Below are 13,738 nucleotides of genomic sequence, written 5' to 3'. Positions count from 1 at the left end.
GGAAGCATGCCGGCCCGCGACCCGACGGCGGTCCAATAACCGCGTGGGACAAGGAGGCCAGTCGCGTTGGCATGTCAGGCTCAGGAACAGGCTCTTAGGAGAAACCGATGCGCCCGCCTTACCTGCTCCTTGACGTCGACGGCGTCCTCATCCCCTTCCCCCAGGCCGATGGGACTACCCCGGCCACCCACGCACGCCACGATGTCGTCCCGACAGGCCGTGCACCCGACGCCCCCGCGACCATCTGGCTCAACCCCGCTCACGGCCCCCTGCTCATGCACGTGATCCGAACTGGCTTGGTCACCCCCGTCTGGTGCACCAGTTGGCGCCAAGACGCCACCATGATCATCGGCCCTCTTCTCGGCCTCCCGTCTTTGCCATACGTCGACCTCCCACGCCCGCAGATCACCACCAGCCACCCCAACGGCTACCTCTGGAAACGCGACTACGTCGATACCTGGCTCAACCACTCGCCAACCATCTGGATCGACGACGACTTCACCAACCTCGACCACGAATGGGCCGCCAAACGCACTGCCCAGGGCCAGACGACCACCCTGATCCAGCCTGATCCCCGTATCGGCCTACTGGCCGATCACCTGGTCGAGGTCCTGGCCCGGGCCGTACGGGTGCCCAGCAGTCGGGCCAACGCCTCATGCCCGGCGAGTCAAGCCAAAGCCGCCTAGCACGGGGGCTGATGCCCTGGTCAACGCTGGCGAGCGTTGCTGCCTCGGCGGGGCGGATTGTGTGTCTGATGCTCTCCGGTTCACGGCGCGCGCCGTCGGTCACTCGTAGCCCGTGATCCCGTCCAAGAGGCCATCGCGCGTGGCCTGGGAGCCCACGCTGCCGAACAGGCCCGCGCTGCGTCCGAGCGCTCGCTCATCCGGGCTGCCGAGGACGCACGCCGCCAGCAGGCCACCCAGGCCACGGCGGACCTGCGAGAGGTCATGAATGACGCGCTCAGCGACCTGCGGGCCGTTGAACCAGACGCCGCCCTCGAAGAGCGCGCAACTGGTGGACGTTCCTCCGCGGGGGTGCCGGGCTTCAGCCTGATGGCTGGGGGAGTCAGGCTCCGGCTCGACCTGTGGGAAGGCGCGAGGACCAGCGAGCCGGTCCCGGACGACACGATGGTCATAGCGGGCTGCGTCATGATCACCAACCCGAGCTACGGCACGGAACTGAACTCGGCCAACGTCGTCTATGAGCAGGTGGGCGACCGCCTGGAGTGGCAGATCTACAAGTTCCGCAGCGGCATGGTACGGCCTGAGAAGTACGCCTACGGGCCCTACGGGCGAACCCACGGGCTAGCGTACGGCGACTTCTTCGATCCTCAGCAGCGGTACTTCATGCTCCATTCCGCGCTCCACGTCTGGAGCAAGACCACCGAATCGCTGACCGCTGAGACTCTCCTGGGCCTGTTCAAAGAGGCTGTTGACCTCCGGGCTCCGGACTCGTCTACTGGCCCATGGTGAGGGCAACTGCTCGGCTATCCGGCCTTGCACACGCGGGGACCAAGGGCGCTCGTCAGCGGCCCGCGGCCGGATCGGTGCGTGGCCCGTCGAGGAGACATGCCTGAGGCGGTTCAGCCAGGCCTCACATACTTCACGGCATGCAGGTCCCAAGACGCCGCACCGGTCGCCACCTCAGCGAGTCCGCTACCGAACTCGTGCCCCCTGCTCTGCCCTTCGGGGGAGGTGAAGGGCATCCTGCCGGTAGCGGCCCCGAGGGCCGCAGTCCCATGACCGCAATCTCCTTGCCCGACAACGGAGTTGACGGGCCGTACCGTCGGACGGGCGGAAAGTGACGCCTGCGAGGGCTCCTGTAAGACTGAATCTCCCCGGAGACCCGCAGGGGCCAGCGAAGCAGGAGCCCCAGGTAATACCGCGTAGCGGTACGGACCGCAACCTCCTGCCCTCGGGCAGGGGAGGGCGTCAAAGCCGAGAAGAGGTCGCGGCGCATCGAAGAGCACGGACGGTGATTCCGCTGTGACATCGGCGTAGTCCATGGCCCGAACGGTGGGCACGGTGAGATGTGATCAGCCTCAGCAGGGCTGCGGCTGGCTCAAGCAACGACCGTACCTCACGGCGGAGTTCGCATGGATGACTGTCACAGGGGCCGTCTAGGCTGGTGTTTTCTGTACATGCACGGGAATCCGAGCCGGGGGAGCAGCGTGAGGGACGCCAGTACGGGGCAGGGCAACTACCTCTACGAGCGGCTGACGGAGAAGCACTTCCAGCGCCTGTGCGCGGCCCTCCTCGCCCACGTCCACCCCGACATCCGCTGCTACCCGGTCGGGCATTCCGACGGCGGCCGGGACATGACCCTCACCGACGGTGCCGAAGCCGTCGTTTATCAGGTGAAGTGGACCAGCAAGCCCGCCCAGGACCCGGTGTCCTGGCTCAGCGCGGCGGTGAAGGAGGAGGCGGACAACATCCGCCGGCTGGTGAAAGGTGGTGCAACGCGGTACGTGCTCATCACCTCGGTCGCCGGCACAGCCGTTCCGGGCCGGGGGAGCATGGACCGCCTGGACGCCGAACTCGCCCGATACGAGCGCGACTTCAGCATCCCCATGCAGGTGTGGTGGCGCTCGGATGTCGACGCGCGCGTGGATGCCGCGCCCACCGAGCTGAAGTGGGCCTACTCCGACATGCTGGCCGGCCATGATCTGGTGCGGTACTTCATTCACGGTGCCCAGACAGCAGCCCAGGACCAGGGGCTGCGGACACTGCTGATGAATGTGATCGCCACGCAGTGGGGAGAAGATTCCAAGGTCAAGTTCAAGCAGGTCGAACTGACCACCCACAACCTCGATGATCTGTTCGTCGACGTCGGAGCCACCCGTGTCGCCGAGCCGAGCAACCTGCGCCGCCCCCTGCCCGTGCAACTGGAACTCGGCCAGGACCCCGCCGATCTTTCCGGTGCCGCACGCTACCTCCTACGAGCCGACCGCCCCTACACCCTGGTCCGCGGCGAACCCGGCCAGGGCAAATCCACCCTGAGCCAGTACCTGTGCCAGCGTCACCGCGAGGCCTACCTCAACGAAGCCGACGCCCCTGCCACCCACCCGGCCGTACACGAGCAGCCGGCCGACCCCCGCATCGCACTGCGTGTCGACCTGCACGACTACGCGGCCTGGCTGGCAGGCCAGGACCCCTTCGCCGACGAGATGGCACCGGCCAAGAAACGCCTGCGCCACGACGGACAGCTCGAGCGCTTCCTCGCCGCGTTCCTCACAGCCCACAGCGGGGGCCTGCCCGCCGACACCACCACGGTGCACGACCTCCTGCGGCGGCTGCCCGTCCTGGTGGTCCTCGACGGACTCGACGAAGTCGCCAGCCCAGCACCCGCAAACGCGTCGTCGGCGAGATCGACAGCTTCACGTCCCGGCTGCGCACCGCCCTCAACGCCCAGCTGATCGTCACTACCCGACCCAACGCGGCAGAACTCGCCGAACCGTCCGAGGCTCTGTTCGAAACCATCACGCTCACCCGCCTCAGTCCCGAACTGCGTAACACCTACCTGCACAAATGGGCCCGCGCCCGAGGCATTTCAGGTCCCGAACTGACCGAGCTGGAACGTACTTTCAAGCAGCGCTCCGCAGAGCCCCACATCGCCCAGCTGGCCGACAACCCCATGCAGCTGACGATCCTGCTGTTCCTGATGCAACGACGTGCCAACTCCGTGCCCAACAACCGCACCGCGCTCTATACCTCCTACATGGAGACCTTCCTCGACAGGGAAGCGGAGAAGACGGCGACCGTCCACGAACACCGTGCCGACCTGGAGGAAGTCACAGCGTTCCTGGGCTGGCATCTGCAGGCACGCGCCGAGGCGGAGAACGGCAACGGCCAGATGCCCACCCGCGAGCTACTCAGAGCCATCATGAACTACCTCTTCGACGTCGAGAAGGACCAGTCGATGTTCAACGACTTGTTCACCGCCGTCACCGACCGGGTCTGGGCCCTGACGAGCAAGGTGCAGGGAACCTTCGAGTTCGACGTACAACCGCTGCGCGAGTACTTCGCCGCCCGCTACCTCTACGAGTACGCGGGCGCCGACCAGCGGGGGTTCGACACCGGCGACGTACTGCGCAACATGGTCCGCCGCGGGTACTGGCTCAACACCCTGCGCTTCTACGCCGGATTCGCCAACCCCAACGAACTCGGTGGCATGGCCGAGACGCTGGAGGAGGAACGCGACGCCCGCACCCACCCCAGCCAGGTCAGGACGGCCGCATGGAACCTCCTGGCCGACGGAGTGTTCACCGGCCGCAAGCCCTCGCAGAACCGGGCCGCGAAACTCTTTCTCGACGACTTGAGCGTCCGCCTCATCCACCACAGCCACGACCTCCCCGAGCTCGCCGGCGACCGCGGCGGACACCACCTGGCGGCCGAGCTGAGAGCGCTCGTCGCCAAGCAACCCGCCTCCCGGGCAACCGCCGAACGCATCCGACTCGCATTCAAGCTGGACGAACCCGCCCAGTTCGACGCATGGTGGCGGCCGAACATGCTGACGGCAGCCGGCACCGACAGCGAACTCACCTGGCTGAACATCGCAGTTCCCGCCCAGAGCCTCTACCGTGCAGGCCCCACGGTCGTGGGCCGTCTCGCCCTGTTCACTCCTGCCACCGTCGCGGCAGCCCTTGCCGCCGGAGCCGTGGCGGACCCCGGCTCCCCGGCAGAACACGCCCTCCTTCGCGCGGTCCTTGACGGCCACGCCAGCGACGTCACCCATACCTGCCCCGGATATGCAGGAGACGTACTGCACGTTCTGCGCCCTCAGTACTTCATAGGCAAGACGCTGGAAGAGACGGACGCAGCGGGCTGGCGAAAGACCGGGGGTCCCCAGCGTCACCGGAACGCTGCGTTCCGCCGCCTTCGTGAACGAGACCCCCGCCTCACCCTCCTGCAGGAGAAGTCAAAGAACACCGCAGGGCAGGCCGGCACAACCTCACTGTGGGGCAATACCGCCCGCGCCGTCGGTGAACTGTTCGGACCATGCTGGCTGGCGGCAGAGATCGCCGTCATCGGAGCCGCCTCCGATCCCAAGAAGTTCCTGACCGGAGGAGACCTCAGCCGGGACTCCGAATGCTTCGGCCCTCACCCCGACTATGGACGCCTGCTGCAAGAGACTCGTCGTAACCGCGGGGATTCCAGCTGGTGGACACACACCTTCACCGCCTACCCCGACCCGCAGTCGCGCGCGGTCTGGGTGCTGGCACTCATCAGCACCGCCACCCCCGACACGCTCCTCAAGCACCTTGAACACGTGGACGACGCCGTCAGCAGACTCCCTGACGGGACACTGTCCGCACTGCGTGTCAGCTCCAGCCGCCTCGGCGCCATGCTCGCCACACGGCCGTTGCCGGAAACCGTCCTGGACACCGCAGCCGACCGGAGCCTGGCCACTGTCAACCTCCTCACCCATCACATCCGCAGCCGCCGGCTCGCCGCCCTGGACGAGCCGACGCTGACCACCATGGCGCGCTACGGCAAGGCTGCCTGGCCTGCGCTGCGTGCACTGAGCGAACGCATGGCCCAAACTCCCTCACCGCGTCTGCTGGAGGGACTGAAGGCCTACGGCCCGAACGCGAAGGACCCCTTCACACCGGCCCTCGTCGTCCGCAGCAGCGTCCTCAATCACGCCCCCGATACCGTCGCAGCCATCCTCGACGCCCCGTTCGACTACCCCATCGAGTGGCTCATGGCCGCCATCGGTGCAGCCGAACGCTCCGCCCAGCACGCCGAGGCCGCCTACCTGCGAGATGTCGCCCGAACCCAGAACTGGTTCACCCACCACGACCGTTGACCGTCCGCTCTTCGGGCCTGATCCGGGCCGCCATTGCGGCAAATTGAGGTCGAGTATCTCCAAGCGGTTCATCCGCACCGCTTCAAACGGGACCCGACAGCCGGAAATGGCAGACGCCTGATTTCTACATGTGTAGATTTAGTGTCGTGAAGATGACCCGGACGCTTGAACGTGTACTGCGGGCCTTCCTCGAGGACCCCGCAGCCGCCCGGTACGGCTACGACCTCATGAAGGCGACGGCCCTGCAAAGCGGCACCCTGTACCCGCTGCTGGCCCGCCTGAAAGAAGGCGGACTGGTCGATGCGCACTGGGAAACACCGGCCGAGGAAGGCCAAAGGCCGCGCCGCTACTACCAGTTGTCCGCCGAAGGCGTGCGCTGGGCACGCCTGGAACTCGCGGAACTGGCCCAGCGCCGCAGCAAAGGCGGCGCCGGTGCGACCCGTCCCGCACAGGGAACCCTCTGATGGGCCGTGCCCCCTGGGCGCTGCGTGCCGGAGAGTTCATCCTGCGCCAGATCTGCCACCAGCTCCCTGCCCAGGAGGCGAAGGACTGCTTCACGGAGTGGTCGGCCGAACTTCCCGCGATCTGGGACGACGAAGCGCTGCCCCGATGGCGGGCCGCAACGCGCGTTCTCGCCTACTGTCACGGACAGCGACACACCGCACAGTCCCTGACACCTCCGCCCGGCGAGGATCCCGCCGAGATGCTCCGGGCTACGCCTTTGATGGGCGCCGCGCTGATCTCCGCGCTCTCGACCGACGCGCAGGGTCTCGTCGGTGACATCAGCACGTACGCGATCGGACTGCTCTCACTGATGGGAGTGATCGCGCTCCGGCCTCGCAGAGCCAAGCGCAACGACGGCTCCGGGAGCAGCGGATGAACGCCCGCTCCCTGCGCCTGGCCTGCCTTGCGCTCAGATGCCTGTGCCGTGCCCTGCCGGCCGGTGTGCGCGAGGAGAACTACGCAGAGTGGTGTGCAGAACTCCAGCCCGTGCGGGGCGCCCGTGGTGGTCAGGGTCGGCTGAGGAGCGCCGGGCGCGTCACCGCCTACTGCGCCGGGCACGCCCTGAGCGTCGTGCGGCTGCGCCGGATCTACGGCAAGCCGCGAAGCGCCTACGAGGAGCAGGCCAGCCGCCGCGCCAAGACGCTGGTGATGGGAGCGACGGCAGTGGGCCTGCTCGCAGGTCTGGCAGGCGCAGGACAGCTCGGGCGGCCCACCTTGTGGGCGGTCGCGGCGCTGGCACGCGATGACCGTTTGATGTTCGCCTTCGTTGTGCTGTGGGTGGTGTTGATCCGGGTCGGCCTGGCCCGCCTGACGCGGATTTTCGAACGCCGGGCGGCCCGTCGGCGCATGGGCGCGCAGGGAGGATCCCGGTGAACGAGTTCCGCCGGCTGCCTGGCGCTGCCGCATCGCTGGCAGCCCTGTGCGCAGGTCTACCAGCGTGGGTCTACATCGCGGGCATCGCCGCGTTCGCCGGAATCTACATATGTCGCCTCGTGCTGGTGTACCGCTTCGCCATGCGAGCTCTGGAACGGGTCCAACCAGTGCACATCCCCAGCCTGCTCAACGCCCTGGCCGGTCGCACGGATGCTGCCACTCCCGGACGGAGCCGACGCTCCAGCCGGACTTCCGACACCACCCACTCACGGTGAAGCCGCAGCCGGCATGGTCACGGTGGCAGAGCCAGCGGGTTTGCCCGCGGGGGCGGGTGACGTGTCGTGGTCGGACCGCGGCGGCGCCTTCCGCCCGGGGGAGTGGCTCTGCGACAAACGGCTCCGGCCTTATCGTCTGACCCACGAACAACTCGAAGCGCTGGGTATGTGTTGGAAGCCTCAGCCTGCGTGATCCGGCCGTCCCCGGTGCTGCTGTGCCGCCGATTGAGACCTCCGACATCCCAACTCGGCTCCGTCGCGCTGTATTCGACGAAGGGCCGACACGGGCCCCGAGTTGCCCATGGTGTCACCGGATGAGGTGATGCAACACCGGGACGCTGCCGCCGGTGCCGAGCAGGCCTGCGAGGACTGCGCCGGCCAGGGGCGTGCCACTCAGGTAGGACAGGCCTCCGAGCACCAGACCGATGACGACCGCGGTCAAGAGCACGACGGCGGTGTGCAGGGTCATGAACGGGCCGGGCTCGGGCAGCCCCGATCGGGTGGTGCGGGCTGGACTCACGTTCATCTCCGGGTCGTTGATGCGGCAGATGCCCGCTCGTAGGTGCCTTCCAGCTCGCTATCCCATGGACTTCTTCCTCGTCCTGCAGCCCGGAGAAAATCTTGAAAGTATCCATGGGGTGCGGCGCAGCGGGCCACATAGAAGGGGGCAACGTAGGCGACCCCACACACCGTGAGGGTTGGCAGGAGACAACCGAAGGGGAGAGGGAATGCAGGGCGACGTCGCGGGCAGCCAGTCCGCTGCCGCGAGCGCCCGGGACCTACAACCTTCGGGCCGACATGAGTGCGGCGATCTGGATGCGCCGGTGTCCGAGGACGACTTGCATCGGATGAACGCCAGGCACGGACGGCAGGCCCGGCGACTGCAGCAGAGCGTCGAACGCAGGCTGAAAGACCGCCAGATCCTCCTCCTGCTTGCCCAGGACGGCTTCCAGGGATCGCGCTACGACCACTTCGTGGAGGAGCTGGTCCGCTACGGCATCTCGGTGCTGCGCGGATGGATGCACTCCGGATTCATCTTCCAACTCGTCGCCGAACGTGGCTTCGGTCTGCACCCCCATGAACTCGACCTGGAAGAACTGGCCACACAGAGCGAGGTGCGGGAAGAACTGGCAACCATGACCGTAGCCCGCGCCTTACCCCGTTTCCGGCAGACAGCCCTCGTCGACGGAGGCTGGACCTTCGAGGGCGGCGCCAGCATCACCACGTACTTCATGGGCGCTTGCATCTACCGCTTCCCCAACGAGTTCCGCAGACACCGTGCCGCCGAAGAACGGCAACGCCGGGCACTGCAACAGCAGCACATGGTGTACGAGAACCCGGCCAGCCCACGGAGCACCGCCGACGAGGTCCTGGGGAAAATGTGGGTCCGTGAGGAGCTGGCGAACATCACCGACCTGCGGACGCGGACCGTTGTGGCCCTGACGCTGGACGACTACACGCAGGAAGAGATCCAGCAGATGCTCGACGAGAAATCGGTCCGCGTCATCGAGGGACTGCTGTACAGATGGAGGAAGAAGGAGCAGAGGCACCAGGGCGGTGGGCAGCATGATTGACCGCAGTCAGGACTTCGATGCTCTGCTGGAGGGTTCCTCGCTCGGTAGCCCGGGCGCGCAGCGACTGCGCGCGCGTACTACTCGCGACCAGGCCCGCGTGACCGGCTCGGTGGCGCAGCGCATGCTGCTGGGCGCCCAGTTGAGACGGCTGCGGGAGGCCTGCGGAATCACACGGGATGCGGCAGGTTTCTCAATTCGCGTGTCCGCAGTGAGCATCAACCGGATGGAAATGGGGCGGACGAGCTTCAAGACACGTGATGTGGAAGATCTCCTGACGCTGTACGGCATCACGGACGAGGCGGAGCGCGACACGCTCGTCGATCTCGCCCGCGACGCGAACCTGGCAGGCTGGTGGCACCGCTACTCGGACGTACTGCCGAACTGGTTTGCCTCCTACGTCAGCCTGGAAGGCGCCGCCTCCCTGGTCCGGATGTACGAAGTGCACTACGTACACGGGCTGTTGCAGACTGGGGCGTATGCCCGTGCTGTCATCAGCCGTGGCATGAAAGGCCTGAGCACAACCGACATCGACCGGCGCGTGGCACTGCGCATGGAGCGCCAGAAGATTCTACAGTCGGAAAACGCCCCTTCCCTCCACATCGTCCTGGACGAAGCTGTCCTGCACCGCAGCTGTGGTGGCCGTGACGTCATGCGTGGCCAGCTCCAACACCTGATCGAGCTCTCCGAGCGCCCCAACGTCTTGCTGCAGATCATGCCGTTCAGCTTCGGCGGCCATGCAGGGGAGAGCGGTGCCTTCACCATCCTCAGTTTCCTGGAGTACGACCTCGCAGATGTCGTCTACGTTGAGCAGCTCACCAGCGCGCTCTACCTGGACAGACACGAGGATGTCGCCCAGTACGGGCGGGCGCTGAAAGAACTTCAGCAGGAGAGCCTGGGACCGGAGGCAAGCCGGGACCTCCTGCGCGATCTTCTGCACCTTCAATAGATTTGAGCTCGCACAGGGGCGACGAACGGCCAGCACACGGCGAGGCCTCAGCCGCTGCGGGGGAGGGACGTGGACGGGGGTGTCCGCCAGGGCCCGCAGACGGACTGCACGGTACGTCCAGAGACCGCCGCGGCGCCCGGAGCCAGGAATCCGACGTCCGCCGAAGACAGCGGGCAGCTCCACCTCTTCGATCCTGCCCGGCAACGGGCTGTCTGCGCGCAGTGAGAACAAGGGCGCAACGGCCGCCAGTTCACGGCTGGGGAGACGGCCCTAGAGACGAGTGGACGGCAGCAGCACGGTGGCGCCGTGCTCGGCCAGGGCCTGACGGGCGGCTGTGATCATGCTGTCCAGCCGTTGTTTCAGCTCAGCCAACTCATCAGGAGCGGCCACCTCTTCACCCGCTGCGGCGAATTCGCCCATGATGCCGCTCTCCTCGATGGAAAAGACGTGGGCATACAAGGCGCTGACCAGTTCCATGACGTTCTCGGCCGCCGCAACTACCGGCTCGGGGCCTTCGAGTGCAATCTGGGCGCGTACATGCTCCAGTCGCCGGCTGAGTTCCTCATCCTCCAGGACGACGAGCATCGGACCGTAGCCGTCTCCGTGTCCCCTGCTCCACGCCTCGTACAGCTTGGTGCGCAGCTGGTGCACCGCGGTGATGAAGTCGCCGTAGACACGCCGCCGCGGCTCCATCATCTGCAGCAGATGGGCCGACTGCAGCTGGCCTGCCAAAAGAACGTGCTGGGCTTGAGTCTGCTCGCGCTGACTCTGGCGACTCCACCGGGCAGTCAGCAACGCCGGCACTCCCGCCAACACTCCGCCCGCCACCGCGCCCACCACCCCGGCCCACTGCTCATTCACACCGGTCATCATCGCCCACCATCCCCGCCCGGCCCGGGCCGGGCTGCCCGGCGGGGCGGCCGCACACGCGCTAGAGCAGGGGACAGGTGCGGACTCCACGGCCGGCCGGACGGGTGACGATCTGGTCGGTGCGCACGCGCAGCGCCCGCTTGGCGAGGTCGGCCGTGCCGTTCTCCCGCCGGGGATCCCACAACCAGGTCTCGTCCCCGGTGACGTCGAACGCGACAACAGGGTGGCCCGTGGGCAACGGTCCTGGCTGCACGGCCGTGTTTGCCGCGTCGAGCGGGCGCACACACACCAGCCGGGAACTGATCCCGAAAAAGGGCGAAGGATCCTGTCCGGCGGCGGCCTGTGCGGCGGTGCGATCGGCCGCCGCGGTGGCCGCGGACAGCCCCGCAACCAGGGCCATTCCCGTCATCATCGCGGTGAGCGTGCCGAGGACGGCGATGCAGTACATCCTCGAGCCGACGACCCAGTAGAAGTGCCGGGCCCAGCCGATTCCAGCCAGCCCGCACAGCAGGGCGGCGAGGCACAGGCCTGCCAGTTTCACGCCTGCGAGATACATCCACAAGGGATCGATGTTGGCGGCCCCGAGCGGCACGCCAAGACACACGGTCAGGTACACGCCCTGGGCCAACCGCCCCATCCAGGGCAGCACCCAGGGCAGGGGAAGAACGGCGACCGACAGTAGGGCAGCGCCGTTGCTGGAGATCCAGCTCTGGCGCAGCGCGTACCGGCAGCCGCGCAGTACGAGCAGCCCGCACAGGATGAGCGCCGCTGACCACAGGCCGCCCACGTTTCCCAGCACGGTGGAAATCAATCGGATCATGAAGCCGGTGAGCCCCGCGCTGGCGACCATGGCCAGCCCGCACAGCCACGTGATCATCCGGGAATGCCGCTCCGGGTCGGCGAGCCAGGGGCCTACCCACCATGCGGCCGCCGGCAGCAGTGGCACCAGCGCGACCTGCCACCTCAGGTCCAGACCCGCCAGTATCCAGCCGAAAAGCATCAGGGCGGCGCCCACCGCCACGCTGGGAAGCCCCCAGGCCCGAGTGGGCCAGGGGGCAGGATCCTGCGGCCGCACGGCATGGGCGGAGGCGATAGCGGGCCGCACCTCGTGGAGTTCGTCGTCAAAAGTCACACCTCCCAGGTCCGGCCTCTGGCGAAGAGCCGCCACCGCTGCCTCACGTGTGCCCGCACCGTCCAGGCGCACCCGTCGATCCACATCCGCAGCCCCCATCTGCATCCACAGGCATGCGGCACGGGTCCGCCACCGGCCGGACCCCCAGTCGATCTTGCGATGCACGTGCCACGTACTCGCAGCCATGGGCGCACCCTCGGGTTCCAGCAAAGCGGCGTCACCGATGTGCGCCGTCACCCGGCCCGCCAGCGCCGCCGTAACCCGGCGCTCAGCCTCATTCAAAGCGCCCCAGCGGCTTCCCAGCAGGCGCACTTCCACCCGGTACCACACGATGGCGTCATCCTGGCCGTCATCGTCGATGCGGGAGAAGAGCAGTCCGCACCGCTCCCACAGCTCACGGGCGATGCTCTCCTGCATGCCGGAGGGGACATGGACCACTACGGCCGCGCGGTGGGTGAAGTTCCCAGACTTCGCCGGCACTTCGCCGGAACTGCTGCCGTCACCGCCGGGCGGCACAACTGCGCGACGTGAACGGAACGGAGCGACAAACGTGCTTGCCATGATGGCGAACCTCCTGCACGGACTGGCAGACACAGCGGGGCACACTGGCGCGCCGGTCAGCGCACCTGCGCGTCACCGCTGGCCTGCGATTGCGTCGCGCAACAGCGGTCTCGCGATGATGCCCTGCCAGGGCTGCTGCGTCGGCCGCATTCTTTCGTCGCCCACTGACAATGCCGCCCTACGTTCCCGCCCCAGGGCAGCGCCGGACGACGGGGCCCAAGCCCGCCAAGCAAACGATGCTGTTGGGCCCCCACGCACATACCCGGGCAGCACCCGCTGCGCCGGTGAGCCGGTGAGCCGGTGAGCCGGTGAGCCGGAGCCGGGCTTCTCCTGGGCGGGACCGGCCGGGTGGACCTCTAGGGCATGCGGATCCCACGCGCCGATCGGACGACCCGGCCCCGCCTTGTCCGCTGTGACGGTGCCCGGACTCTGCGCCGCGGTCCGCTGCAACTCCAGCAGTTCCTTTGCCGGGAGCTTCAGCGCGCGGGCCAGCGCGGCCACCGTGTGCTGGGAGGGCACAACGCCTTTGGGTGAGAACGCCTCCGACACGGTCGTACGGCCCAGCCCGGCACGGCGGGCGAGTTGCGTCTTGTTCTGCCCGGTCCGGGTCAGTGCGTCGGTCAGTCTCCTGCGCAGTGCGGTGAGTGCCGCACTACGGCCGGTGTGCTCCTCGTGCACGCAGTCGTCCCCCGAAGATGGTGTGTTCGCCGGTGTTCATCTTCCTCCCGGCGAACCACGGCGCACACCTCTTCCGCGACCTTCGACCACGTCAACACCCCACCCCATACAGGGAGCTTGCCGTGACAGCCGCCGTCGCCGTCCTCGCCACCGCACTCGTCATCCTCATCGCGCTGCTTGCCGCCGCCTGCGCCGGCAAGCTCGCCCGCATGGACGGAGCCACCTACCCCACCGCCCTCACCCGCGCCGCCGGCGCCTTCGCCGCCGCCCTCACGCTCACCGCCGCCATGACGGTGAGCATCGTCGCCCTCCTCACCTAAAACCAGCCCCCGCAGCCGAACGGATCGCCGCCGGTGTGTACGTCAACAGCGGGCGATGAACGCGAGGAGGTGGTCGACAGTTCCGGCCGCTCTGGTCGGTGCCGGCAACGGCGTCGAATCCGTAGATCAACCGTGCGGGCTCCCTCGTAGTGGCAGACCGGTGGCGTCCGAGCAACTCGGCTACAACGAGGGGGCTT

General features: G+C 67.5%; 14 protein-coding genes. 10 read left to right on the top strand and 4 right to left on the bottom strand.

The genetic code is table 11. The features are described 5' to 3' along the window. The first annotated feature begins 107 nt into the window (after positions 1-107). From M2283_RS50520 to M2283_RS50490, 7 genes are all read left to right on the top strand, one after another. A complete protein-coding gene (locus tag M2283_RS50520) occupies positions 108-686 on the top strand; it encodes an HAD domain-containing protein (RefSeq protein ID WP_280883394.1) in 579 nt (192 codons plus the stop codon). Positions 687-947: 261 nt separating this feature from the next. Beyond that, positions 948-1,472: a hypothetical protein gene (locus M2283_RS50515; RefSeq protein WP_280883393.1), complete on the top strand. Its 525-nt coding sequence runs from the start codon at positions 948-950 to the stop codon at positions 1,470-1,472. 698 nt (positions 1,473-2,170) lie between these two features. After that, positions 2,171-3,415: a hypothetical protein gene (locus M2283_RS50510; protein WP_280883392.1), complete on the top strand. Its 1,245-nt coding sequence runs from the start codon at positions 2,171-2,173 to the stop codon at positions 3,413-3,415. 218 nt (positions 3,416-3,633) lie between these two features. Continuing rightward, a complete protein-coding gene (locus tag M2283_RS50505) occupies positions 3,634-5,808 on the top strand; it encodes an NACHT domain-containing protein (protein ID WP_280883391.1) in 2,175 nt (724 codons plus the stop codon). A 152-nt stretch (positions 5,809-5,960) separates the two neighbouring features. Next, positions 5,961-6,272: a PadR family transcriptional regulator gene (locus M2283_RS50500; protein WP_280883396.1), complete on the top strand. Its 312-nt coding sequence runs from the start codon at positions 5,961-5,963 to the stop codon at positions 6,270-6,272. Next, entirely contained in the window at positions 6,272-6,688 is a 417-nt protein-coding gene (locus M2283_RS50495; protein WP_280883390.1) for a hypothetical protein, read from the top strand. The genes M2283_RS50500 and M2283_RS50495 overlap by 1 nt, the downstream gene beginning before the upstream one ends. After that, positions 6,685-7,185 (top strand): hypothetical protein, encoded by a 501-nt coding sequence (locus M2283_RS50490; RefSeq protein ID WP_280883389.1) that lies wholly within the window; start codon positions 6,685-6,687, stop codon positions 7,183-7,185. Before M2283_RS50495 ends, M2283_RS50490 begins: the two co-directional genes overlap by 4 nt. A gap of 582 nt (positions 7,186-7,767) precedes the next feature. On the opposite strand, the gene M2283_RS50485 is transcribed toward M2283_RS50490, so the two are convergent. Beyond that, positions 7,768-7,986 carry a hypothetical protein gene (locus M2283_RS50485; protein ID WP_280883388.1) on the bottom strand — a complete coding sequence of 73 codons (219 nt, stop codon included), beginning with the start codon at positions 7,984-7,986 and terminating at the stop codon, positions 7,768-7,770. Positions 7,987-8,188: 202 nt separating this feature from the next. Between M2283_RS50485 and M2283_RS50480 the strand changes: the two genes are divergently transcribed. Continuing rightward, positions 8,189-9,034: a hypothetical protein gene (locus M2283_RS50480; RefSeq protein WP_280883387.1), complete on the top strand. Its 846-nt coding sequence runs from the start codon at positions 8,189-8,191 to the stop codon at positions 9,032-9,034. A gap of 121 nt (positions 9,035-9,155) precedes the next feature. Next, the gene (locus M2283_RS50475) at positions 9,156-9,980 is read left to right on the top strand and encodes a helix-turn-helix domain-containing protein (protein ID WP_280883395.1); all 825 of its coding nucleotides are present in this window, start codon (positions 9,156-9,158) and stop codon (positions 9,978-9,980) included. Positions 9,981-10,250: 270 nt separating this feature from the next. Here M2283_RS50475 and M2283_RS50470 read toward each other — a convergent pair whose 3' ends face one another. The 3 genes from M2283_RS50470 to M2283_RS50460 all read right to left on the bottom strand — a co-directional run bounded on the left by M2283_RS50470 (position 10,251) and on the right by M2283_RS50460 (position 13,221). After that, complete coding sequence (locus M2283_RS50470; RefSeq protein ID WP_280883386.1) at positions 10,251-10,853, bottom strand: hypothetical protein; 603 nt, start codon at positions 10,851-10,853, stop codon at positions 10,251-10,253. A 58-nt stretch (positions 10,854-10,911) separates the two neighbouring features. Beyond that, entirely contained in the window at positions 10,912-12,543 is a 1,632-nt protein-coding gene (locus M2283_RS50465; RefSeq protein WP_280883385.1) for a hypothetical protein, read from the bottom strand. A 72-nt stretch (positions 12,544-12,615) separates the two neighbouring features. Beyond that, on the bottom strand, positions 12,616-13,221 hold the full coding sequence (locus M2283_RS50460; protein WP_280883384.1) for a helix-turn-helix domain-containing protein: 606 nt from the start codon (positions 13,219-13,221) through the stop codon (positions 12,616-12,618). A 122-nt stretch (positions 13,222-13,343) separates the two neighbouring features. Here M2283_RS50460 and M2283_RS50455 point away from each other — a divergent pair, with 122 nt between their 5' ends. Next, positions 13,344-13,541, top strand: a complete 198-nt coding sequence (locus M2283_RS50455; RefSeq protein WP_280883383.1) for a hypothetical protein — start codon at positions 13,344-13,346, stop codon at positions 13,539-13,541. Positions 13,542-13,738: the final 197 nt, after the last annotated feature.

The sequence above is a fragment of the Streptomyces pseudovenezuelae genome, from assembly GCF_029892565.1.
Classification (GTDB): Bacteria; Actinomycetota; Actinomycetes; order Streptomycetales; family Streptomycetaceae; genus Streptomyces; species Streptomyces pseudovenezuelae_A.
The sequence above is the reverse complement of the archived record's forward strand: the minus strand, read 5'-3'. Positions and strand labels throughout refer to the sequence as shown.

What these genes read in the sequence shown, in the direction of transcription:
- M2283_RS50520 (WP_280883394.1), top strand. Translation starts at nt 108, where the DNA reads ATGCGCCCGCCTTACCTGCTCCTTGACGTCGACGGCGTCCTCATCCCC.
- M2283_RS50515 (WP_280883393.1), top strand. Translation starts at nt 948, where the DNA reads ATGAATGACGCGCTCAGCGACCTGCGGGCCGTTGAACCAGACGCCGCC.
- M2283_RS50505 (WP_280883391.1), top strand. Translation starts at nt 3,634, where the DNA reads ATGCAGCTGACGATCCTGCTGTTCCTGATGCAACGACGTGCCAACTCC.
- M2283_RS50500 (WP_280883396.1), top strand. Translation starts at nt 5,961, where the DNA reads ATGACCCGGACGCTTGAACGTGTACTGCGGGCCTTCCTCGAGGACCCC.
- M2283_RS50495 (WP_280883390.1), top strand. Translation starts at nt 6,272, where the DNA reads ATGGGCCGTGCCCCCTGGGCGCTGCGTGCCGGAGAGTTCATCCTGCGC.
- M2283_RS50490 (WP_280883389.1), top strand. Translation starts at nt 6,685, where the DNA reads ATGAACGCCCGCTCCCTGCGCCTGGCCTGCCTTGCGCTCAGATGCCTG.
- M2283_RS50485 (WP_280883388.1), bottom strand. Translation starts at nt 7,986, where the DNA reads ATGAACGTGAGTCCAGCCCGCACCACCCGATCGGGGCTGCCCGAGCCC.
- M2283_RS50480 (WP_280883387.1), top strand. Translation starts at nt 8,189, where the DNA reads ATGCAGGGCGACGTCGCGGGCAGCCAGTCCGCTGCCGCGAGCGCCCGG.
- M2283_RS50475 (WP_280883395.1), top strand. Translation starts at nt 9,156, where the DNA reads ATGCTGCTGGGCGCCCAGTTGAGACGGCTGCGGGAGGCCTGCGGAATC.
- M2283_RS50470 (WP_280883386.1), bottom strand. Translation starts at nt 10,853, where the DNA reads ATGATGACCGGTGTGAATGAGCAGTGGGCCGGGGTGGTGGGCGCGGTG.
- M2283_RS50465 (WP_280883385.1), bottom strand. Translation starts at nt 12,543, where the DNA reads ATGGCAAGCACGTTTGTCGCTCCGTTCCGTTCACGTCGCGCAGTTGTG.